Origin of the sequence: Companilactobacillus musae (genome assembly GCF_003967595.1) — a bacterium.
Lineage (GTDB): Bacteria > Bacillota > Bacilli > Lactobacillales > Lactobacillaceae > Companilactobacillus > Companilactobacillus musae.
Genome location: NZ_BIFW01000004.1, coordinates 43,558 through 65,935 on the forward strand (window position 1 = coordinate 43,558; position 22,378 = coordinate 65,935).

General features: G+C 33.2%; 22 protein-coding genes. 4 read left to right on the forward strand and 18 right to left on the reverse strand.

Annotation, left to right across the window (positions count from 1 at the left end):
- Nucleotides 1-48 precede the first annotated feature (48 nt).
- From LAB100_RS06710 to LAB100_RS06755, 10 genes are all read right to left on the reverse strand, one after another.
- A complete protein-coding gene (locus tag LAB100_RS06710) occupies nucleotides 49-693 on the reverse strand; it encodes a nicotinate-nucleotide adenylyltransferase (protein WP_119326427.1) in 645 nt (214 codons plus the stop codon).
- A gap of 173 nt (nucleotides 694-866) precedes the next feature.
- Nucleotides 867-2,036, reverse strand: a complete 1,170-nt coding sequence (locus LAB100_RS06715) for a MalY/PatB family protein (protein WP_119326428.1) — start codon at nucleotides 2,034-2,036, stop codon at nucleotides 867-869.
- Between the two features lie 15 nt (nucleotides 2,037-2,051).
- On the reverse strand, nucleotides 2,052-2,903 hold the full coding sequence (locus LAB100_RS06720; RefSeq protein WP_119326429.1) for a DUF3737 family protein: 852 nt from the start codon (nucleotides 2,901-2,903) through the stop codon (nucleotides 2,052-2,054).
- Between the two features lie 23 nt (nucleotides 2,904-2,926).
- On the reverse strand, nucleotides 2,927-4,726 hold the full coding sequence (locus LAB100_RS06725; protein ID WP_119326430.1) for an ABC transporter ATP-binding protein: 1,800 nt from the start codon (nucleotides 4,724-4,726) through the stop codon (nucleotides 2,927-2,929).
- Nucleotides 4,716-6,476: an ABC transporter ATP-binding protein gene (locus tag LAB100_RS06730; RefSeq protein WP_119326431.1), complete on the reverse strand. Its 1,761-nt coding sequence runs from the start codon at nucleotides 6,474-6,476 to the stop codon at nucleotides 4,716-4,718. Before LAB100_RS06730 ends, LAB100_RS06725 begins: the two co-directional genes overlap by 11 nt.
- A 247-nt stretch (nucleotides 6,477-6,723) precedes the next feature.
- Nucleotides 6,724-7,824, reverse strand: a complete 1,101-nt coding sequence (locus LAB100_RS06735) for a lactate oxidase (protein ID WP_119326432.1) — start codon at nucleotides 7,822-7,824, stop codon at nucleotides 6,724-6,726.
- A 190-nt stretch (nucleotides 7,825-8,014) separates the two neighbouring features.
- Nucleotides 8,015-8,629: a TMEM175 family protein gene (locus LAB100_RS06740; RefSeq protein ID WP_119326433.1), complete on the reverse strand. Its 615-nt coding sequence runs from the start codon at nucleotides 8,627-8,629 to the stop codon at nucleotides 8,015-8,017.
- Between the two features lie 8 nt (nucleotides 8,630-8,637).
- Nucleotides 8,638-9,801, reverse strand: a complete 1,164-nt coding sequence (locus LAB100_RS06745) for a cation:proton antiporter (RefSeq protein WP_119326434.1) — start codon at nucleotides 9,799-9,801, stop codon at nucleotides 8,638-8,640.
- 116 nt (nucleotides 9,802-9,917) lie between these two features.
- The gene (locus LAB100_RS06750; RefSeq protein ID WP_119326587.1) at nucleotides 9,918-11,066 is read right to left on the reverse strand and encodes an MFS transporter; all 1,149 of its coding nucleotides are present in this window, start codon (nucleotides 11,064-11,066) and stop codon (nucleotides 9,918-9,920) included.
- A 55-nt stretch (nucleotides 11,067-11,121) separates the two neighbouring features.
- Nucleotides 11,122-11,652 (reverse strand): PadR family transcriptional regulator, encoded by a 531-nt coding sequence (locus tag LAB100_RS06755; RefSeq protein ID WP_119326435.1) that lies wholly within the window; start codon nucleotides 11,650-11,652, stop codon nucleotides 11,122-11,124.
- Between the two features lie 149 nt (nucleotides 11,653-11,801).
- On the opposite strand from LAB100_RS06755, the gene LAB100_RS06760 reads away from it, so the two are divergent.
- A complete protein-coding gene (locus LAB100_RS06760; protein WP_119326436.1) occupies nucleotides 11,802-12,479 on the forward strand; it encodes a dihydrofolate reductase family protein in 678 nt (225 codons plus the stop codon).
- 71 nt (nucleotides 12,480-12,550) lie between these two features.
- Here LAB100_RS06760 and LAB100_RS06765 read toward each other — a convergent pair whose 3' ends face one another.
- Complete coding sequence (locus tag LAB100_RS06765) at nucleotides 12,551-12,877, reverse strand: AzlD domain-containing protein (RefSeq protein ID WP_119326437.1); 327 nt, start codon at nucleotides 12,875-12,877, stop codon at nucleotides 12,551-12,553.
- Complete coding sequence (locus tag LAB100_RS06770; RefSeq protein ID WP_119326438.1) at nucleotides 12,864-13,571, reverse strand: AzlC family ABC transporter permease; 708 nt, start codon at nucleotides 13,569-13,571, stop codon at nucleotides 12,864-12,866. The genes LAB100_RS06765 and LAB100_RS06770 overlap by 14 nt, the downstream gene beginning before the upstream one ends.
- Nucleotides 13,572-13,721: 150 nt before the next feature.
- On the opposite strand from LAB100_RS06770, the gene LAB100_RS06775 reads away from it, so the two are divergent.
- Nucleotides 13,722-14,522, forward strand: coding sequence for a fumarylacetoacetate hydrolase family protein (locus LAB100_RS06775; RefSeq protein WP_119326439.1), 801 nt, complete (start codon nucleotides 13,722-13,724; stop codon nucleotides 14,520-14,522).
- Nucleotides 14,523-14,598: 76 nt separating this feature from the next.
- Nucleotides 14,599-15,642, forward strand: coding sequence for an alcohol dehydrogenase catalytic domain-containing protein (locus tag LAB100_RS06780; protein WP_119326440.1), 1,044 nt, complete (start codon nucleotides 14,599-14,601; stop codon nucleotides 15,640-15,642).
- A gap of 49 nt (nucleotides 15,643-15,691) precedes the next feature.
- Here LAB100_RS06780 and LAB100_RS06785 read toward each other — a convergent pair whose 3' ends face one another.
- The 6 genes from LAB100_RS06785 to LAB100_RS06810 form a co-directional block, all read right to left on the reverse strand.
- On the reverse strand, nucleotides 15,692-16,054 hold the full coding sequence (locus LAB100_RS06785) for a helix-turn-helix domain-containing protein (protein ID WP_119326441.1): 363 nt from the start codon (nucleotides 16,052-16,054) through the stop codon (nucleotides 15,692-15,694).
- Nucleotides 16,055-16,078: 24 nt separating this feature from the next.
- The gene (locus LAB100_RS06790) at nucleotides 16,079-16,846 is read right to left on the reverse strand and encodes an ABC transporter permease (protein WP_119326442.1); all 768 of its coding nucleotides are present in this window, start codon (nucleotides 16,844-16,846) and stop codon (nucleotides 16,079-16,081) included.
- 15 nt (nucleotides 16,847-16,861) lie between these two features.
- On the reverse strand, nucleotides 16,862-17,593 hold the full coding sequence (locus tag LAB100_RS11820) for a DUF2705 family protein (protein ID WP_119326443.1): 732 nt from the start codon (nucleotides 17,591-17,593) through the stop codon (nucleotides 16,862-16,864).
- Nucleotides 17,583-18,470 carry an ABC transporter ATP-binding protein gene (locus LAB100_RS06800; protein ID WP_119326444.1) on the reverse strand — a complete coding sequence of 296 codons (888 nt, stop codon included), beginning with the start codon at nucleotides 18,468-18,470 and terminating at the stop codon, nucleotides 17,583-17,585. The genes LAB100_RS11820 and LAB100_RS06800 overlap by 11 nt, the downstream gene beginning before the upstream one ends.
- 358 nt (nucleotides 18,471-18,828) lie before the next feature.
- Complete coding sequence (locus LAB100_RS06805) at nucleotides 18,829-20,904, reverse strand: LTA synthase family protein (RefSeq protein ID WP_119326445.1); 2,076 nt, start codon at nucleotides 20,902-20,904, stop codon at nucleotides 18,829-18,831.
- A gap of 163 nt (nucleotides 20,905-21,067) precedes the next feature.
- Nucleotides 21,068-21,547 carry a MerR family transcriptional regulator gene (locus tag LAB100_RS06810; RefSeq protein ID WP_119326446.1) on the reverse strand — a complete coding sequence of 160 codons (480 nt, stop codon included), beginning with the start codon at nucleotides 21,545-21,547 and terminating at the stop codon, nucleotides 21,068-21,070.
- An 85-nt stretch (nucleotides 21,548-21,632) separates the two neighbouring features.
- On the opposite strand from LAB100_RS06810, the gene LAB100_RS06815 reads away from it, so the two are divergent.
- Nucleotides 21,633-22,361, forward strand: a complete 729-nt coding sequence (locus LAB100_RS06815; protein WP_119326447.1) for an SDR family oxidoreductase — start codon at nucleotides 21,633-21,635, stop codon at nucleotides 22,359-22,361.
- Nucleotides 22,362-22,378: the final 17 nt, after the last annotated feature.

Here is a 22,378-nt window from a genome sequence, read left to right on the forward strand (position 1 = left end):
TCCTCGTGTAAAACACACGGGGACTTTTTATCATTCATTAATTAGGCATTATTTTTTGTAAATACCTCGATCTTTTATATACCAAGCAACATCATCAGGAACGTAATATTTCAAAGATTTTCCCTCTTTAACACGTTTTCTGATTACAGTTGAACTAATTTCAATCACTGGTGTATTGACCCAAAGAATTGGATAGTCAAATTTTTTCTCGAATCCTTTTCGACAAACACCAACGAAATGAACTTCTTTAACTAATTCTTCAATATGCGACCACTTAGGTAAATTTTCTACCATATCATAGCCAACAATCAAATAGTACTCAGTGTCAGGATGACGTTCTTTCAAGGCTTTAATTGTTTCATAGGTATAACTAACTCCGCCTAAATCAATATCGGTCATATCCAGTTGAAAATGAGGATTATCTCGAATTGCAAATTTAACCATATTAATTCGATCATCAACACTAACTTTAGGAATATAACGGCTGATACCACGATGTGGCGGAACTTTATCAGGGATAAAAAGAATTTTATCGAGATCTAATTGTTCATAAACTTGTTCCGCAATCATCAGATGTCCCATGTGAATCGGATTAAATGAACCACTGAGAATCCCAACATGTTTCTTTTTACCATTAAATTGTGTCTGTGGTTGTACTTTAGTTTTTGTTAAAACTGATCCTGCAGTATCCATAATCTCACCTGTTTCAAAAATATTTTACTATTCAATAATAACGCATATTTTTAAAACTTTTAGTCTAAAGGTTTCAAAAAGAAGAACAGTATCCATTAAAAGGTGTTCCAGGTATTTTGCTACCCCAAATACATAATAGATATTGTTCTTCTTTTAATTAAAATCTCAAATTTTTATTTTTGATAATCTGTAATTGCTTTTTGTAAACGATTCAATCCATCAGAAATCATTTCCTTAGGACTGGCAATATTCATACGGATGAAATGTTGTCCATCGCCACCATAAACTGATCCGGGTGTGACGATCAAGCCAGTATCTTGACGAATAAATTCGGACAGCTTAGTTGCATCGTCAGTTAATTTAGAAACATCAAACCATAACAAGTAAGTTGCTTCACCTGGAACCCATTTAATATCAGGTACGTTGTCTTGAACAAAGTTCAAAATCATTTGACGATTTTCTAGTAATTGTTGTTTTAATGCCTTCAACCAATCGTGTCCTTTAGTATAAGCTGTAATAGTTCCGGGAATAGCGGCAAAATTAGGTTCAGCTAATTCCTCACTATTTAAACCACGACTAACTTGTCCTCTTAAATTAGCATTAGGAACAATTATTGTAGCTGCATGCATTGCTGCAACATTAAAAGTTTTGCTTGGAGAAACAGCCACAACAACATTATCTAAATATTCTTGATCAAGTCCAAAGACTGGGTTATATCCCTCTTTGTTGAAAGTAATATCACCATGAATTTCATCACTGAACAATTTAACATTATATTTTTTACACAAAGCAGCAATCTTCGTTAATTCATCCCTAGTCCAGATCTTTCCCACTGGATTATGAGGATTGCAAAGAATCATCATATTAGTTAATGGATCACTTAATTTTTCTTCTAAATCTTTAAAATTGATTGTATATTCACGTAATTTGGCATCGTAGTCCAAATCATTAGAAACTACATGACGACCATTATTAACGATTGAATTATAAAAGATATTATAAACTGGTGCCTGAACTAAAACATTATCACCTAAAGAGGTCAAACGTCTAACTGCTGAAGAAATAGCTGGTACCACCCCTGTTGCAAAGATCATCCAATCTTCTTGGGGACGTGTATGATGTTCAATTTCATACCAATCAGCAACCGCCTTAAAGTATTCTGTCGGAATCTCTTCGTAACCAAATAATCCCATCGCAATCTTGTCCTGCAAAGCCTGAATTATTTCAGGTGCCACCTTAAAATCCATATCAGCTATGGTCATTGGTAACTCGTCTTCTTTGACATCCCATTTAGCTGAATTACCGGCTCTTTTTTTGTTTAAAGTTTCAAAATCATATGACATCTAAACACCTCACCGTTATTTTTTTTCAGTAACTTGAATCTTTGTTTGATCAGGGTCAATCTTTGCATCATCGAAAATAATCTTATCAACTGACTTAACTTTAATTGAACCACTGATAGGATTCTTAATGCTCATCACATTAGTTGTGATTTCGGCATCAATATTTGAACAATATTCAAAGGCCAAATCAGTTCTTAAAACTTTGCAATTGACCATTTTAAGACCATCAATATAACAAAGACCTTGATCACTTACAATTGTACAATTAACTAACGTAATATTCTTAGTATTCCAAGCCAAATATTCACCACTGATTTTAGAATCATAAACTGTAACATTTTCACAATTCCAAAAGGCATCTTTTGATACAAAAGTTGAGTTATGAACTTCAACATTTTTGGCACCATCAAAAACATAATTACCAACAACATTGAGATTTTCGGCATAGATATTTTCACTATCTTTACCAAAATAATTACCATTAACTTGAACATCATTTAGCTTAATATCACGGCAAGTCCACATTGTTTCCTCGGCATCCGCAAAATGAACGTGATTTAATCTGATATCTGAAGCTCGGCGGAACAATTTAGGTGCTTGTAATGCTGAATTATTGATTTCAATATCATCGGTATACCAAATACCAGAACGTGACATTGTTTCAAAAATACTATCGTCAACCTTGACGTGTTCGGCATACCACAATGGGTACTTCCACTTAAAGGTGACATCAGTTAAATTCAAATCGCCAGCCTCTTTAAGAGGTGACTCCCCTTGTCCAAAAATAGTATCTGTAATATTCAAATCATGTTCGTTAAACAATGGTCTTTCGCCATCAAAATATTTTCCATTAATTTCTTTTGTCATTTAATTTCCATCCAATTTAATTTTTATTTATTAGTTTCATTTGCTGCTTGTAATGCATAAAGTTCCGCATAATGCCCTTTAGCAGCCAGTAATTCTTCATGAGTTCCTCTTTCAATAATGCGACCATTATTAAGAACCAAAATTTGGTCAGCATCTTGAACTGTTGACAGACGATGTGCTATCGCAATGGTTGTACGATCATCACGCATTTTCTTCAAACCAGTTGTAATACTTTGTTCAGTTTGAGGGTCGATATTGGCAGTTGCTTCATCCAAAATCAAAATTTTAGGATTACGAACGATCGTACGAGCAAACGAGATCAACTGCCTTTGTCCTGTAGAGAAACTAGCTCCACGTTCAGTAACCTTGGCATGATATTTACCAGGTAATTTCTGGATAAAATCGTCAGCATCAACGAATTTTCCAGCTTGTTGAACTTGTTCATCAGTGATTTGATCATCAAACATTCTAATATTCTTAGCAATATCACCGTAAAATAAATATGGTTCTTGAATGACCAAGCCCAACTTTTGACGTAATTCCTTTGTAGAATAATCACGAATATCATGATCATCTAACAAGATTTTGCCTTCACCAAATTCATAAAAGCGCAATAACAAGCTAATAATCGAACTCTTACCACTTCCAGTATGCCCTACAAAGGCTACCGTCTCACCAGGTTGTACAGTAAATGAAATATCTTTCAAAACTGGTTTACCAGGTACATAACTAAATGTTACGTGTTGAAATTCAATTTTGCCTTGAGTAATAGCAGTTGAACTGGTTTCATTTTGCTTTGGTGCATTAGTTTCATTATCAAATAGTTTCATAATTCGATATCCAGCTACTAAGCCATCTTGGAAAAACGACATATAGTTCATGACATCTGACAATGGATTGAAGAAATTCTGTTGATAAGACAGGAAGGCATAAATCACACCCGCTTCAACCACAATGTGCATACTTTGCCAGCCAAAACCACTTAAAGAAATGACCTCTGCCAAAATGAACATCAGACTGATTGTAGGATAAAGCAAGAACGCATTAACATTGATCATCTTATTGCGCATTTGAAAATACGCTCCGTTACGATCTTCAAATTCACTTGTCATACGCTTCTGTTGTCCAAACTGTTGAATAATGTTGATTCCCATTAAAGATTCATTCAATTTAGTATTGATTTGACTTAAATATTCACGCAAATGTTGATAAATCTTAAAACTCAATTTTTGATATAACCAAATCAAAAAATAAAGTACAAAGATAAATAAGGCTGTGGCAATTGCCAAAACAACGTTAACTGAAAGCATCGCGATAAAAGCAGATAACATCGCAAAAAAGGCAATGATGATCATCAAAAATAATGTCCAAAAATTATACAATGTCTTGGTATCATTCGTTACTCTTGAAACAATTGAACCTGCTGGAGTAACGTCAAAATAATTCAAACCTAGAGTATGTAATTTATGAAATAGTTTACTTCTAATTCTCTCAAGCGTTCTTTCCGCTCCCATTGCAAAGGCAAACTCTTCAATAAACTGCACTAAAGCTTTAATAATAGTTCCAATAGCGTACAAAATTGTGAAGCCAACAATTATTTTAATACCTGTACTTTGGTCGGCTAAATAATGGTCCATGTAGTATTGCAACATTCTTGGCAACAACACATTAACAACACTTAACAAAATCGCAAAGATAACCGCGATTCCAAATTGACGTTTAAATAACCAAGCAAATTTGAAAAGTCTTTTCAAAACTTGGCGCTGATCTTTCCTAGATAAAGAATGAATTTCATCTAAATCCTTTTGATTTTTATTTTCCATTATTTAACCTCCCTTCTATCTCAGCATTTCGAGCTTGCAAATTAAATGTATCAGCGTACCAACCAGCTTGATGTAACAACTCTTGATGAGTTCCTTTTTCAACAATCGTACCATGATCGACCACAATTATTTGATTAGCATTTTCTACTGAACTCAAACGACTAGCTGCAATAATAGTTGTTCCTTGTTGCCGATTTTTCGCAATCCTCTGTTCAATATTTCGTTCTGTTTTTGAATCGACCGCTGATAAAGAATCATCCAAAATCAATAGCTTAGGATTACTTAGAATAGCTCGAGCAATTGCTAAACGCTGTTTTTGACCACCAGATAATGACACACCTAATTCTCCAACCTGGGTATCATATTTTTCAGGTATTTTTTCAATATCAGCTTGTAAATCGGCAATATAACTAGCTTGTTCAACTTTCGATTGACTAGCATGGATATTAGCGAAACGAACATTATCACGAATATCAGTCGAAAATAGGAAATTAGTTTGAGGCACATAGCCAATCGTATCTAAATAACTATTCAGGTTATAATCACGAATATCAGTTTTTCCAACCATGATCTGCCCATTATAATGATCAAAATCACGCATTAATAAACCGATGATTGTTGATTTCCCACCACCAGTTGGACCAACTATTCCTAATGTCTGTCCTTCATCTAAATGAAAGTTAACCTCACTTAAAGCAATTGCCTTATCATCAGGGTAATGGAATCGCTTAATATCAAAATCAATCGTGCCACTAGGAATAGTCGTTAAAGCATTCTTTGGATTTACCAGCGATGATTTTTCAGCCAATAACTCACTAATTCGGTCATAACTAGCGGATCCACGTTCCAATAAATTGAACAAACTACCAACTGCATACATTGGCCACATTAGTTCTGCCATATATGTAATGAAGGAAACCAATTGTCCGATTGTAATTTTCTGTTGTAAAACGGCTAGTCCACCAAAGATAATCGTTAAAGTATATGAAATACCCATAATTATTGTTGTTAGTGGATCAAACAAAGCATCTAAACGATATGAACGTTTATTTGCTTTAATGTTTTGATCAACATATTTGTTAAAATCGGTTTCGTCTTCTTTTTCTTGACCCAGAGCCTTTAATACTTTAATACCAACGACACTTTCTTGCGTCTTGTTATTAATACTGGAAAAGGCCGCCTGAGAATCTCTGAAGGCTACATGAATCTTGCCTCCTAAAACATTTGCCATCACTGCTAAAAGTAATAATGGCAAGACAGCTAATAAAGTCAACTTCCAATTGATAAACATCCCCATAGCCAAAATCATGGATGTTCCTGTAATCAAGGAATCAGCCAAAGTCAAAATTCCTGGACCGGCAACATCACGAACAGCATCAATATCATTAGTGGCATGAGCCATTAGATCACCAGTCCGCCACTTTTGGTAGAAGGTCGTGTCCATCTTCATAAAATGTCGAAACAATCTACTCCGTAAATCACGTTCCAATACATAGGAACTACCATAAATCATTTTTTGCCATAAAAATCTTAACAAGTACTGTACAATAGCGACCACAAAAAGTGTCACCATATTAGTAATTAAAAAACTTGCTGTCATATTCTTTTTACTAACAGCATCAACTACGTTACCAATAATCCGTGGTGGAATAACATTACAAATTGCTACCAAAATTAAAGCAATTACACCAACTAAATATTGTTTCCATTGATGTTTGAAAAACCAACTTAATCGAGAAAAAATTCCCATATTTCCTTCACCACCTAAAATCCCGTCATACTTAGATATTAACTTTACACCCTAAAGTCGACTTTAACTCAAGTATTAAAATTGATTTTTTATGATGAAAACGTTTTAATTCAGAATATAAAACAAGGACAGCCTCTATTAAGAAATTCAGGTATGTATTGCATACCTTGAATATCTCTTAATAAATGCTGTCCTCTTTTAATTATAATTTTTATCTGACTATACATGATTATGTAGAGCCATAATATTAATCTAATAGTTCAGTATTTTTAACATCATTAATTGTCTTAGTTCCAGCTAGTTGCATTGTGATTGATAACTCCATATTTAAATGATCAATTACATCTGTTACACCTTGAGCACCACCGAGGTTTAGACCATAAATAATTGGACGACCAATAGCTACTAGATCAGCTCCACTAGCCAAGGCTTTAAAGACATGTTCACCACGACGTACACCACTGTCAAAGACGATTGGTACACGTTTATCAACAACTTCAGCAATGTATGGAAGAACATCGAATGATGCAGGTCCACCATCTAATTGACGACCACCATGATTTGAAACCCAGATACCATCTGCACCGAATTCAATTGCCAAATCGGCATCATCAGGTGATTGAATCCCCTTAACAAAGACTGGTAAACCTGACATATCTTTAATCTTTTGAATATCTGAAGGAATAATTCCTTGTTTGGCTGAAGCATAAATTTCAGAAATTCCTTTACCTTCACCATCTCCGGCAGCATAGCCTGCCAAATTAGGCATTGGTAGTGGGAATTGGAACTTGTTAACTATATCAGCTTCACGATAACCACCTAAAGTAGAATCAACTGTTAAAATAATAGCTTTAACTCCCGCCTTAACGGCCTTTTTAATCAAAAATTCATTAAACTTATCATCTTTACTCATGTAAAGTTGGAAGAATTGTGGTGCATCTGGAGCAGCTTCTGCAGCATCTTCAACTGAAGTACTTCCATAAGTACTGATTGAAAAGATTGAACCAGCATCAGCAACACCCTTAGCCGTATCCTTCTCACCCTTAGCATGTGCTAATCCTTGAGCAGCAGATGGAGCTTGAATAATTGGTGTCTTTAAATCAATATCCCAAAGCTTAGTACTTAGATCAGCATGATCAATTCCCTGAATGACACGAGGCATGATCTTTTTCTTATTGAAAGCTTCAGTATTTTGTTTCATAGTCCATTCGTCTTCAGAACCACCACGAATATAACCGAAAGCTCCCTTTTCATTACTCATATGATCTTTGACACGGGCCTCTAGACCAGCAATATTAACAATATCAACATGATTTTCAGCAGTACTTGCTTCATATTTTTTCTTCATTAAAATCCCGTCCTTTAATTTGTATTATTCAACAATGATCAGTTTAACCTACATCGGTATATTTTGCTGATATTTGTTCCGAAATTATCAATTTTTCTTTTAATATTAACAAAACAATTTATTTAATATTGTCGATTAAAAAATATAAAAAAATAACGGATATTTTAACAAATTTATCCGTTATACATTATCAATGTTGTCCAAGTGCCTTACTTAGTCTCAAATAAGCTACAAAGTGAAATCCAATTCCCGCTAATAAAAACAATGCTCCTAATGGAATATAAAAAATCGAAGCAATAATTGCCAAAATATAAAGACTTACACTCACTAGTGGATCATATTTATTCTTTGAAAATGATGTTTTTTTCATCAAATCAGATTTCAATTCTTGGTGATTGCCACTATACGCATAAAGAACGTAAAACATAAAAGATATCAATAAAGCAACTAAATCATAAGTTATAAAAGCTACTCTAATATCATTTAAATTGCCCCGACTTAAAGTATCAGCAACTAAAGCCATTGGATAATTTATCAATGTAATTGTGAATAGCATTAATAAATTTATTAAGTTCAAATTTCGATTGATCTTTTTGAGCGAATTAAAATAATCATGATGAAATAACCATAATGTACCTACATAAAAATACGAAACCACATATGCCACCAAGATGGGCCACTGATGAAACATTGCAATTAACAGATGTCCCGATTTAAAGCTTGGTACTGTAAATTCCAAAACCAAAATGGTGATCAAAATGGCAAATACTCCATCACTAAATGCTAACAATCTATCCTTCGTCATAGAATCCCCTATTCTACCGCATCATCTGTACTAATAATCTTATTAAAAATAACTGGACAAACTAGACAAGTAATAATAGCCGCTAAAGTAATAGCACCAGCTTGAGGTACCGTAATTAGCTTCAAATTTTGTCCAACTTGTAAAATTGGCAAGACTAAAGTAATTGTTGTTGAAGTAACGATAGCCGCTGCACTAGCATATTTTCTGCCAAAACGTTTTCTAAAGACAAAGTAGACGATAGCTTTGGAAACAATAAAGGCAACTAGAAAGACCGGTATCAATAATAAAGCTTCCTTATTAGTAAACAATGTTCTCAAATTCAAATTGACCCCAGTTGTAATAAAGAATACTGGAATAAAGAATCCATATCCCATCGAACTCAATTTCTCTTCAGTATCAGGCTTAGGCTTAAGTAGTTTCATCACTGCACCTGCCAAGAATGAACCCAAGATATTTTCTGCACCAATTTGTTCTGCAAAAGTTACCAACGTAAAGATCAAGAAAAACGCCAAACGAATATCCAATTGCGTGGTAGACTTATCAATCTTATCAAAGAAAATATAAATTCGATTGAATCGACGTAACAGAATAATAGCAATAATAAAGATAACTGGTAAACCAAAAACCGAAATATAGTGTTGTTGTTTAACAGCTGAATAAATTGTTAATGCTACCAAGGGAATAAACTCACCAAAAGCCGATGTTAATAATATTGTTTGACCGTAATTAGTATTCAACAAACCGACTTCTTTGAGCAGCGAAATAATTACCCCCAGAGCAATCGTACTGAACAAGATTACGGCCAAGACAAATTCGCTAAAAATTCCAGTAGCATACAGAATCCCACTGAGAATTATTGACATAATAAATATCGTTACAAATCCAGCAAAAGAAGTTCCTAATGGCGAATAAGTAGACTTATCTTTTTTAGGTTCCAAGAGTGAAAAGTCAATTTCCATTCCCCCTAAAAAGATCAACATGATAACACCCAAATTAGCAATATATTGCACGCTCACATCTGGATGAACGATATTCAGTCCAGTTTTACCGATGATGATTCCCATAATAATTTCTGAGATAGCTGTCGGCATTCTCTGTAAATGAAATCTAGCTGTAATTAATGGTGTAATTAAAGCCGCAAATAAAACTATTAATAATGCAAATTTTTCCATAATATTATCCTCACGCAATGATAATATAACATTCGCTCTTATAAAAAAAGTCTAGCCACTTATAATTAGGTTTCTTTACAACTAATAAGGAATATTAAAAAATAGCTACTTCTAATTTAATCCACTTCAGTATTTAACTTTTCAGGCTCACCAATAACAAAATGATCTATTACTGCAATAATCAAAAATACCAAAGCCACTAAACAGACACCCAACCAACCGGCATGACTCCATGCCCATGTTGCCAAAAGTGTCCCAAATGATCCACCTAAAAAGTAGCTAAACATAAAGATGGAATTATTTCGGCTACTCTGTTGACGATTCAATGATTGAACGATTGCTTGATTTGAAACTTGACTGAACTGTGTCCCTAAATCTAGCAAAACAATTCCAACGATTAAACCGATCATCCAAAAACCAATCAACCAGAAGACCACAAAAGCTAAACCTGAAAAGATCATACTCAAACCTATCGTCAACTTAGGTGAACGTTGATCAACTAAGTCACCGACCCAAGGCGCTACCAAAACACCGGCAATTCCTAACAAGCCTAATAAACCAGCAACATTACTACCTAGGTGATACTGACTAGCTAAGTAAAATGCCAAAGTTGACCATAAAACATTCGACATCCCAAACATACAAAATCCATTAATAGCTGAACCTCTCAAGGCCTTTTGATGCGTAAATAATTTTGGCAAAGTCTTAATAACGGTCCAATATTTCAAATCACGATGACCACGTTCATCATGTGGCAAGAATTGATGAACAATTACTAAAAAGACCAAATCTATTCCTGCAGCGATTAAATAGATATCTTGCCATGGCATAATACTACCTAGTAAACCACTAAAAGATCGTGACAATAAAATTCCCGTCAATAAACCACTCAAAACTATTCCTAAAACTTTTCCTCGTTGTAAAACAGGGGCTAAGTAACCCGCATAAGGAATAATAATTTGTGGTGCCACCGAAGTAATCCCGATCAAAGCAGTAGCCACCGCAAAAACAACCGCATTTGGTGCCAAAAAAGCTAATAATAACGAAATAATTGATAAGATCATCATAAATTGAATCAAATGATAGCGATCAAAAATATCGCCCAAAGGCACTATCAACAACAATCCAAAGGCATATCCTAATTGCGTAATCATCGCCAACATACCTACAACTGCCTTTGAAATACCAAAATCAGTTGCAATTAAATTCTCAATTGGCTGAATAAAATTCAAATTAGCAACGATAACACCAGTTACCACCGCCATTAATAAAATTGTTTTTTTAGATAAAGTTCTTGTTTCTTCCAAGCTAAATCTCCCCTTACTTCCCAAGTTCTTTTAAAGACAACCTAACCCAATCAATTGCCGCCTTATTTTTCATTTGTTTCAATGAAATAACCCATCTGGCATTTTTCAAATCAGGTTCAGATATTTTAGTTTTTTCTAAATCAGCTGACTGTTTTGTCAATAAACTTTGATTACTCAATAAATAATCTTGATAATCCAGCAATATTTTTTGACGTAATTTGATATCCACTTGATGAAAATTACGAAATTTTACACTATAAGTAAACTCAAGGTTTGGATTCAATGGAACTTTTTGAACCATTAGTTCTTTGAATCGTTCACGCCCTAGTTCAGTGATCGTAGCCACCTTTTTGGTTCGTTTACCAACTTCACTTTCTTCTTCAAGACTAATGTAACCAGCTTCATGTAATCTTTTAAAAAGTGGATAAATCATTCCAAAACTAATTTTTCGTTGTTGTCCCACTATTTGCTGTAAAATCTGTCGCATCAAATAACCGCTCATTGACTCATCCATTAATTGACCTAAAACAAATAAATCATACATAAAGTTCTCCTTATATATCAGACTGATATAAAATAACTTTCCCAATATATATCAGTCTGATATTGGTGTCAAATTGAAAATCGTGCTTGACCTAAAGTCGACTTTAAGTAATATGCTAAATTTAAATCAAATCAAAAGGAGCAACAAAAATGAAACGACCATATATTATCTGCCACATGATGACCTCAGTTGACGGTAGAATCGACTGTGATATGACTGCACAACTTCAAGGAGTTAAAGAATACTATTCCACATTAGAATCTCTTGATACTCAAACAACTCTGAGTGGTCGTGTTACCGCTCAATTAGAATTGGCTAATTCTGGCAAATTTGAACCTAAAACTCAAACATATCTCAATAAAGAATCTTTCACACAAAACACTATTTCTGATTCTTACGATGTTATCGTCGATACAAAAGGAACCTTACTTTGGGACGATGATTCTACCTATAATAAGCCCCATATTATTATTACTAGCGAACAAGTCAATCTTGATTATTTGGACTACTTAAATTCTAAACATATATCTTGGGTTGCAACTGGAAAAAAAGAAATCAACTTAACTCGAGCTGTAGAAATCTTATCCGAACAATTTAAGGTTTCTCGAATGGCAATCGTTGGTGGCGGGCACATTGATGGTTCATTTCTTGATGCTGGTTTAACTGATGAAATCAGCATTCTTATTGGTTCTGGTGTCGACGGTCGTAATGGAATGCCTGCCGTCTTTGATGGACGACCAGAAACTCGTAAACCAATTCCTTTAAAATTAGAAAATGTTAAAAGCTTTGAGGACGGTGCAGTCTGGCTACGTTATTCAGTAAAGTAACAAAAAATCTTCTCCAATAATCTTATTGATTACTAAGAGAAGATTCTTATCGTTCACTATAATTGCTTTATTTAAATAGCTAATCGAACTAATGCTAATGAAATAATTCCTACAATAACGATCAACAATAACTTTTTAGTTAAAATAGCTGTCAAAACGGTCGGAATTGAAGCTATTAAGTTGGCGTAATCAATCTGTGGCATATGCCCTAGTCTTTGCGTAAAGAGATTTTCAAACCATAAAGCTGCCATAATAGTAATAGGAACAAAGCTCAAAAATTCTACGACCTTAGCTGGTAAATTAAACTTTTTCAAAAGAACAAAAGGTAGAATTCTCGATAACCAAGTCGCCAGTCCACAGGCAATCAAAGTCCATAATATAAATTTAGTCGAAGGCATGTTTCAAAATCACTCCTAACGCACAACCTATTAAGGTCACTACTAGAATCAAAAGATCACTCGAGATAAAAATCAGTCCAAAATATACTAATGGCAACATCAATACCACAACAATCAATTGAACTTTTAATGAAATTGTCTTATCACTGATCAACTGTAGATAAAGCAAACCAATAAACATTGCTACTAAAGCAAAGTCTAATCCTAACTTTTCAGGATCACTAATGACTTTGCCCAGCATTGCTCCTACCATGGTTGAAGCTGCCCAAACTAAGTAAGCCATTAAGTTAACGGTATTGAACCACTTAAATGATAGTTTTCCATCAGTAAAATTGAGTTTATTCATACTTAAAGCAAAACTCTCATCGGTAATTAAACTACCTATTAGTATATTTTCAAATAATGAATTCTTTTTAAAAAAATTAGCTGTCGTCATACTCATCAAAATCATTCGGGAATTAACCAAAAAGACTGATAAAACAATAGAAACAAGTGGCGTTCCAATTGCTAATAAACTAACTAAAATAAATTGAGCCGAACCTGCATAAACGATCAATGACATTAACGTTGCCATAAAAACGCTCATCCCCGCTGCAGCTGCAACAATTCCAAACGATATTCCTATTCCAATGTAACCAAATACAGTTGGTAGGGTATCTTTTACAGCACTTTCAACGCTTAAGCTGTCATCCATATACTCTCCCCCTTGTTATATAAATTATTATAATAATTTTAATTTAGTTATATGTCAATTAGACAATTAAAATAGAATATGTTATTAACATACTAAAATTTATTTTGTGTATTAAAATGAAATTAAAAACATCATGAAGGAAGATATAACATGAAACTTGGAATGTATAACGAACGCGCCGTTGTCATTAACGATGACAGTTTACAACTAATCAATGGTGTAAAAGATATTCAATCACTTTTGCCACACTTGAATGAACGACTATTTTTGAGTAGCAAACGTAATTTACCTGATATGGCAGACTTCTCTGCCCCAGTTAGTGCTTCTAAACAAATATTTGCTGTAGGATTCAATTATCGCGACCATATGAACGAATTAAAAACTCAAGCACCCAAAGTTCCCAATATCTTCACCAAATTTGTCAGTTCAATCACTGGACCTAACCCAACAGTTAAAGTCCCAAGCCCTCAAACAGATTGGGAAACAGAATTAGTCATTGTAATTGGTCAAGGTGGACGTAATATTAGTCAGGACAAGGCATTGAATCACATTGCTGGTTATATGGTTGGACAAGATCTTTCCGATCGTCAGTTACAATTTGAAAATGATCAACCACAATTCTCATTAGCCAAATCCTACGAGAATTTCTCACCCATTGGACCTTGGCTAACAACTCCAGATGAAATCGATGATTTAGGAAAATTAACTATTACAACCGAATTAAACGGTGCCGAAAAACAACATAGTCAATTAGGTAATTTGATTTTCGATCCACAAAAATTAGTAAGTTATCTTTCAGCAATTACCGAATTATTCCCAGGAGACTTAATCTTCACTGGTACACCTGGTGGTGTCGGCGCAGGTCGTAACCCCAAGGAATTTATCAAACCAGGCGATCAATTGATCAGTAAAATTGATCAACTTGGTCAACTAACAATTAATTTCAATTAATAGCTTCAATTATCATTAATTTGATTTTTGAAAACGTTATAATCAAGATAGAAAAACAAAGAGAGGAATTTTGTTTATGAAAAAAGCAATTTTTGAAAAAGTAGGTCAAATGAAGGTCGAAGATGTTGAGATGCCAAAAATTCAGGCACCTGATGACGTTATCATCAAAGTAATCCGTGCCTGTGTCTGTGGTTCTGATCTATGGGCTTATCGTGGCTTAGAAGACAAAGCTGAAAACTCTGAAAATTCTGGACACGAAGCAATCGGTATTGTGCAAGACGTTGGTTCCGATATTACGACTGTCAAAGCAGGCGATTTCGTAATTGCTCCATTTACTCATGGCTGTGGACACTGTCCCGCATGTCTAGCTGGTTTTGATGGCGATTGCCAATCACATACTGATAACTTCAGTAATGGTAACCAAGCTGAATATATCAGATTTCAACATGGTCAATGGGCTCTAGTCAAAGTTCCCGGAAAACCTAGTGATTATAGTGAAAGCATGCTTAAATCACTCTTAACCTTGGCTGACGTTATGGCTACTGGTTATCATGCAGCAACCGTCGCTAATATTAAACACGGTGATACTGTTGTAGTTATGGGCGATGGTGCTGTCGGGCTTTGTGGAATTATTTCTGCTAAATTACTCGGCGCTAAAAAAATCATTTCAACAAGTCGTCATCCCGACCGTCAAGCACTTGCTGCTAAATTTGGAGCAACTGATAACGTTGCCGAACGTGGTGATGAAGGTGTCAAAAAGATTCTAGAATTAACTAATGGTTTTGGTGCTGATGCCGTTTTGGAATGTGTTGGTACTGAACTATCTACTGAAACAGCTTTGAAAGTTGGACGCCCTGGTTCAATTGTCGGTCGTGTTGGTTTGCCACACACTGGAAAGATGGACATCTCTACTTCATTTGGCAAAAATATCATTATTGCTGGTGGCCCTGCTTCTGTTACTACTTACGACAAGAATCGTTTATTGAAGGCTGTTCTAGATGGTGAAATCAATCCTGGACTTGTCTTTACTAAGAGCTTCAGTCTTGATCAAATCAACGACGCCTATCAAGAAATGACTGATAGAAAAGTTATCAAATCAATGGTTGTTGTTAGTGATTAATTTATAGTCGAAAAAGGCATTGCATAGAATTATATGCAATGCCTTTTTATTATCGAAGTATTGAGGCAAAACTAATAATAAACGCTAATATAAGTATCACCCACCAATAACCAGCAAGAAAATCCCAAAAATTCATCTTGCCTAATCTCCTTACATAACGATTGTGCTTGGGATCAAAAACAAACTCATCTTGATCTACTTTTGCATCTTTTTCAGATCCAAATACTAAAGTATCCAAACTGATATTGAAAATATCAGTTAACTTAATTAGATTATTCAAATCAGGTGTGGAATCCCCAGATTCCCACTTTGAAATTGCCTGCCTCGTTACAAACATCTTACTAGCAAGTTCATCTTGAGTAATACCTGAATTTTTTCTAATATTTTTTAATTGTTTTGGAAAATCACTCATAATAGTCCTTTCACATCAAATTATCTAAAATTTTTTCTTTTTAAAAATTACGTAACCTAAACTGAAGAATAATAATGAATAGAAAATATTTCCGATTAACAGTTGAGAATTACTTAAATGACTAACAATATGATATGAGCCATAATTATAATACTGTTTTGTTAAGTTAATCATATTCAAAGGATTCCATTTAATTATATCAATATATTTTAGGTTTGCGATCATAAGACTAGAAGATGCACTTTGCCCTAGGAAGACAATCATTAAATTCAAGGTAATTACTATTGCATTTAAATTAACAATACAAGAAGTAAAAAAAATTATACTAATTATCAAAGTAGATGAGACAATATCAACTAAGATAGTCATTAACAAATTTGATAATAATGTCTGCTGATATTGATTAATCATTAGCCAAGAAAGATGAACATTTAAAGGTGTAAGTTGTAGTACTATAGTAAAAATAATTGCCAATATATGCAAAACAATATTGTAAATAAAGACAAGTATTAATTTTGAGCCATACACTTGTAATTTATTATCGGACTTATACAACATTGTCAAAATTGTATTATCTTGAAACTCTAAAGTAAATATCGTAGATGACACAACGACCAATGCAAACAATATCCATTCACTTGAATCGTAACTTGTCATGATTAATAATTTTTGTTCGGAACCATTCATTAAAATACCCATAATAATCATAAGGATAAGCACAAAGAGTGGTGCAAACCAAGTTATTTTTTGATGAACTAATTTATAAGCTTCCTTATTTAAACTACTTACCATTTTCCATTACCTCTTTTAAACTCGACGATTTTTAAAGGTCCAATATCCGATTACCAAAAAGATCATTGCATAACCAATCGTTCCCAATACTAACTGCATATTATTCAACAAGGAATATTTAAAGTACTTAGAATCCGATAATTGATTAATAATATAAATCATATTCAATGGATTCCATCTTATTACCCTATCCCATGTATGAAATAAAGAAGTAAATATATTAGAAAATGTAGCTCCTAGAAAACCTAGCATTAATCCTATTAATATAACAATGGCATCAATTTTAACTAAAGAAATTAATAACAACGATAACGTAACGATAAAAATCGTATACAAAAATATCTCAATCATATTACATATCAATGCTCTTAAAATATTAATGGTTAATAATTGATGACTGAAAATTGTCTCTAAAATCGTGAACACTATTCCACATAAACTAAGCAATACACTATATAACACAAGTGTAATAATTTTTGAAAAATATATATTAAATTGATTTGAACTCTTATAAAGCATCGTAATAATAGTATTATCACGATATTCCATGGATAAAAAATCAGACGATATTGTAACCAAAATTATCGAAATCCATTGGCTAGCTCCAAACAATTGAATTATATCCATCTTATTGTGATGCCCCGTAATTAACGAATAATACATCAAAATGAATAAGGTCAAGATTCCCCAAAGTGGTTTTTTTTGATACCAAAACTTTTTCGTCTCCTGATATAAATTATTCCTCATTATTTGAACCTTCTTTGTCAGATAGTATTCTTATTACTTTTTCCTCTAAATTCAATTTCTCAGGTTCTAACCTATTCAAATAAAATCCATTTTGAAAAATCAAGTCTTGCATTAATTTTACGTCTTGAGAATCTATTTCTAAGCAATTATCTACCCATTGATAATCAATATTATTACGGCTAAGTAAATTTTCGATTAAATTTTTCTTATCTACTTGGACATAATATTTTTTACTACTATCTTGATTAAGTAAATCCATTGATCTATTCAAAATAACTTTTCCTGACCGCAAAAGCACCACTTGGGTCATAACCTTTTGTAATTCACCTAATATATGACTGGAAATCAGAAACATGCATCCTTGGTTTGCATACTTTCTAATTACATCACGAATCATAATGGTTGATTCGATATCTAATCCATTCATAGGCTCATCCAATATTACTAGTTCAGGATTATTTAATAAGGCTATTCCTATCCCTAATTTTTGTTTCATACCTAATGAATAATTTTTAGATTTTTTATCGATAAAATTTTCCATTTTTAAAGTGCTAATTATTTCTTCTAAGTCTTTATTACTTTCCGAATACAACAACAGATTTTGTCTACCTGTTAAAAAAGGATATATTGCTGGATGCTCTATTAATGCCCCTACTTTTTTCAAAGCTTGATGATTATTTTCAGTAATTCTTTGTTTATCAATTGATATACTCCCAGTAAACTTGGTCAATCCCAATACGGTTTTCATAAAAGTTGTTTTCCCCGTTCCATTAGGCCCTATCAAACCTACAATTTCTCCTGGTTTTATGTCTAAAGAAATATCATGGATAATTTTCTTACCTTGAATAAATGTAGTTACATCTTTTACAGATAACATTTCTATTCCCTCCATTCGTATCCTCGTTAACTTTAATTCTGCGCTAATTGCCTTTAGTGACAAGCAACCAATTTAAAGAATTAGTCAAAAGTAAATAGATATTTGCGCAACTCAAATACTCAAAGCTACTTATAATTACTGGTCTATCAATCTTCTAAGCGTTGCTTTTAATTTTTTAATCAAAGATTAACTTTATCCGTTATAACGATTCCTTAAAATCGACAAAAAAAGAACACCCTCCAAAATTATTATTGAAAGGTGTTTCTTTTCATTTAAACTACTTTTACTTGATCATAATATTTTACCTATACATAAATCTAATTAGCCTTTAAATACTGCAATTTAGATGACCACATTTCTAATTTCCATCCTCAATTGCATCAGTCGCATACATTGAAACTGTTGATTTATTATTATTCTGCGAATATAAACTGGTTGATGAATTACCCAGATCACTATTAGTTTTATTTAACTGAACTTCTTCATTTTCATAATCATAATTTGCAGGATCTACTGGTTTGAAACCAACAGGTGTATAAAATCTCAAAAGATTCTTTTGATTAACTGTGTCTGATATGTCCAATAGATGTCGCTCTTGATCATACTTTTTAGTAATCTTTTTGTACAATTTTGAATTTGAGTCAATGTCTAACAACTGTCCATTTTCATTGTCATAAATATTGTACAAGTCCTTAGATTTCTTAATGACTGTATATTTTTTATTAACAAGACCATTATTTCTAAATATAACGTTACTATCATGGTGTTTAGACAATAAATCTGTTCCTAATTGAATATAATCTTTAGTATTAACACCCAACAAATGCAATATAGTTGGTAAAACATCAATTTCACCACCGTATTCATTGTCAACTTGACCAGAGATACCTTTCATATGGATCATAAATGGAACTCTCTGTAATTGAATATCATCAAATTCATTCCATTCATCTGGATTCTTATCTAATAATGGCGCCAAAGTTTTATTTCTATCATCTGAAATACCATAGTGATCACCATAAAGGACAATAACTGATCGATCATATAACCCACTTTCTTTTAAGTAAGTAAAGAATTCACGCAAAGAAGCATCAAGATAATGGGCCGTTAGAAAATAATTATTAATAACATTATCCTGTGTTTCCGGCTTAACAAAACCATCATTATCCTCATCTGGTAAATCAAATGGATAATGATTCGTTAAAGTAATATATTTCACATAAAATGGTTGTTGCAATTTTTCTAAATACTTTACACTCTCTTTAAACATCAACTTATCTTTTAGTCCAAAACCAACGTTAGAATTTTCATTTTGTTCAAAATAACCTTGATCAAAGAAATAATTATAGCCCATATTCTTATAAATCTTATTTCTCGAATAAAAACTTCCGACATTCCCATGAAAAACGGCACTCTCATGGCCCTCTTTTTGACTTAGAATCGCTGGTACACTTTGAAAAGTATTAGTTGGTCCTAGTTTGTTAAAGAACGAACCTGTTGGCAAACCAAACAGACCTGATTCAAGCATCGTCTCCGCATCACTTGTCTTACCTTGACCTACCTCATGGAAGAAATTGGAAAAGCTGACAGTATTTTTATCTGAATACAAACTATTCAAAAATGGTGTTACTTCTTGGTCGTTAACTTTCATATTGATTAAGAACTGCTGGAAACTTTCCAAATGAATTACGATGACATTCTTCTTACGTGCAATCCCATAATATTTTTTATTGGGTTGTACATAAACTTTAGCTGTTTCTTGCAAAGGTGAATCAATATCAACTGTCGTTACTTTATTTTTTTCAGTATCTTCGTTGACTTTGTTTGCAGCATTGTATGCCATGTAAAAGTTCAAACCAAGATATTTAACGATATATGTTTGATCAAAAGTTCTACCTAATAATTGAGGTCGATTCATTTCTGAAACTGCTAGATTTAAAACAACCAAAAATGCACTAAAGCATGATAAAGCCACTTTATTAACCACTCTAATAGGAATGGATAGCAAACCATTTTTAGCAAAAAATGGTAGTCCAATAACAAGAATTAAATTTAATAAATAGATTACATCATGTGGTGAAATCAAAGTAACAATACTTTTCCCCATCGCTCTATTGAATTTTTGTGCACTCAACATCGTATTTATTGAAATAAAATCAGAAAACTCACGGTAATAAATAACATTGGCAACTAACAATATTGTTTCCAAAGTAAACAAAACCATTAAGGAAATCACAAATGATTTTTTACGGACAAAGAAATTAGCAAAACTCAAAATTAGCAATATAAAACCAACTGGATTAAAAATGGAAATAATCCCTTGTAAAGGACCTTCAATTCCCAATTTGAAATCTACGTAATAAACCATCAATGTCTCTAGCCAAATTACTGCACTTAATATTAAAATCATTTTTGTTCTGGTTAGCTTAATCATTTCATCCCCCTTGCTTTCTTTTCCGTGTCGTTACCGTTAATTCGTATACTTAAAGTATATGCTTAAAAAAATATGATTTTCAATGTCATTTGTGAATTAATTAACTATTTATCAAAAAAGATTATAGAATTCTCAAGTATCTATTTTAGAACTTTCTGATCTTTTATTCTAAATCAATCAAATCATGGATATTATCGGTCTTTTCCAATTCAGCTTGATATTGAGCCTTAGTATCAGGATCAACTAAATTTTCACCAGGCACAAAATGAATCTTTTCTGTCCCAGCTTCAACCGAAGTTTTGTAGTACCATTTCTTAAATCTAAGAAATGCTAATTTATCATTCAAATCAGAAATCTTCTTCTCCAAATTTACTTCTTCATTATTCAAATAATCGTAGCGCTCGCGTAATGTTTCATCCCCTTCCATACATAATCTTACAAAATGTGCAATGTCTTTTACTGGCACACCACTTTTCTTTAAACAGTCAATCACTTCCAAAAAGTTCATATCTTGTTGTTTAAACTTTCGACGTCCTGCCTCATCTCTCTCAATAAAAGGCAAAAGTCCTTTTTTATCATAAAATCGAATTGCTGAAGTGTTAATATTCATTTTTTTGGCTACATCGCCAATTAAATATTCCATTTTTAAAATCCTTTCTTGACTTAAACATTAGTTTAAGTTCTAACATAAATTTTGTTAAGAAATCAAAACTTTGGAGGCTTTTATTATGAATCAACTTAAAAATAAAGTTGCAATTATTACTGGTGCTAGTTCGGGTTTTGGCTTAGGTACTGCTTATAAGTTTGCTTCTGAAGGCTGTAATTTAATAATCACAGCCAGGAATGAAACAAAGTTAAAAGAGGTCGCTGACAAATGTCAACAAATGGGTAATCAAACATTTTATTATGCCGGCGATGCTCGTGATGAAAAAACTGCAAAAGCAGTTATCAGCCTAGCTATTAATAAATTCCACAAAATAGATATTCTAATCAACAACGCCGGAATTGGAAAACTGTTATCTATAGAGGAAACATCCGTTAAAGATTTTGAATTAATCATGGATACCAACGTAAAAAGTGCCTTTTGTTTCACTAAATGCGCTGTTCCAGAAATGAAAAAAGCACATTCCGGACAAATAATAATGACTTCTTCAGTCACTGGTATTAAAGGTCATGCTGACGAAACGGCTTATACATGCAGTAAATTTGCCATACGAGGGCTTGGTCAAGCACTTGATCAAGAGCTTTTGGATTATGGAATCAAAACTTGCGTCTTTTGTCCACATGCCGGAGCCACTAATTTTGAAGTCGGTTTTGGAAGAACCTCCAAAGAAGTTGCTCAATCAGATTTCTTAACACCAGAAGATGTTGCTAGTGCACTATTATCTGTCTGCGTACAGCCTAAACATTCACGTATTGTAGAACTGCGTCTAGCTTCCAATAATGTTAAATACTAATTTAAGGAGAAAATTTA

Bases quoted from the DNA above. Each gene is read 5' to 3' on its own strand.
- LAB100_RS06710 (WP_119326427.1), bottom strand. From the start codon at position 693: ATGGATACTGCAGGATCAGTTTTAACAAAAACTAAAGTACAACCACAG.
- LAB100_RS06715 (WP_119326428.1), bottom strand. From the start codon at position 2,036: ATGTCATATGATTTTGAAACTTTAAACAAAAAAAGAGCCGGTAATTCA.
- LAB100_RS06720 (WP_119326429.1), bottom strand. From the start codon at position 2,903: ATGACAAAAGAAATTAATGGAAAATATTTTGATGGCGAAAGACCATTG.
- LAB100_RS06725 (WP_119326430.1), bottom strand. From the start codon at position 4,726: ATGGAAAATAAAAATCAAAAGGATTTAGATGAAATTCATTCTTTATCT.
- LAB100_RS06730 (WP_119326431.1), bottom strand. From the start codon at position 6,476: ATGGGAATTTTTTCTCGATTAAGTTGGTTTTTCAAACATCAATGGAAA.
- LAB100_RS06735 (WP_119326432.1), bottom strand. From the start codon at position 7,824: ATGAAGAAAAAATATGAAGCAAGTACTGCTGAAAATCATGTTGATATT.
- LAB100_RS06740 (WP_119326433.1), bottom strand. From the start codon at position 8,629: ATGACGAAGGATAGATTGTTAGCATTTAGTGATGGAGTATTTGCCATT.
- LAB100_RS06745 (WP_119326434.1), bottom strand. From the start codon at position 9,801: ATGGAAAAATTTGCATTATTAATAGTTTTATTTGCGGCTTTAATTACA.
- LAB100_RS06750 (WP_119326587.1), bottom strand. From the start codon at position 11,066: ATGGCGGTGGTAACTGGTGTTATCGTTGCTAATTTGAATTTTATTCAG.
- LAB100_RS06755 (WP_119326435.1), bottom strand. From the start codon at position 11,652: ATGTATGATTTATTTGTTTTAGGTCAATTAATGGATGAGTCAATGAGC.
- LAB100_RS06760 (WP_119326436.1), top strand. From the start codon at position 11,802: ATGAAACGACCATATATTATCTGCCACATGATGACCTCAGTTGACGGT.
- LAB100_RS06765 (WP_119326437.1), bottom strand. From the start codon at position 12,877: ATGCCTTCGACTAAATTTATATTATGGACTTTGATTGCCTGTGGACTG.
- LAB100_RS06770 (WP_119326438.1), bottom strand. From the start codon at position 13,571: ATGGATGACAGCTTAAGCGTTGAAAGTGCTGTAAAAGATACCCTACCA.
- LAB100_RS06775 (WP_119326439.1), top strand. From the start codon at position 13,722: ATGAAACTTGGAATGTATAACGAACGCGCCGTTGTCATTAACGATGAC.
- LAB100_RS06780 (WP_119326440.1), top strand. From the start codon at position 14,599: ATGAAAAAAGCAATTTTTGAAAAAGTAGGTCAAATGAAGGTCGAAGAT.
- LAB100_RS06785 (WP_119326441.1), bottom strand. From the start codon at position 16,054: ATGAGTGATTTTCCAAAACAATTAAAAAATATTAGAAAAAATTCAGGT.
- LAB100_RS06790 (WP_119326442.1), bottom strand. From the start codon at position 16,846: ATGGTAAGTAGTTTAAATAAGGAAGCTTATAAATTAGTTCATCAAAAA.
- LAB100_RS11820 (WP_119326443.1), bottom strand. From the start codon at position 17,593: ATGAGGAATAATTTATATCAGGAGACGAAAAAGTTTTGGTATCAAAAA.
- LAB100_RS06800 (WP_119326444.1), bottom strand. From the start codon at position 18,470: ATGTTATCTGTAAAAGATGTAACTACATTTATTCAAGGTAAGAAAATT.
- LAB100_RS06805 (WP_119326445.1), bottom strand. From the start codon at position 20,904: ATGATTAAGCTAACCAGAACAAAAATGATTTTAATATTAAGTGCAGTA.
- LAB100_RS06810 (WP_119326446.1), bottom strand. From the start codon at position 21,547: ATGGAATATTTAATTGGCGATGTAGCCAAAAAAATGAATATTAACACT.
- LAB100_RS06815 (WP_119326447.1), top strand. From the start codon at position 21,633: ATGAATCAACTTAAAAATAAAGTTGCAATTATTACTGGTGCTAGTTCG.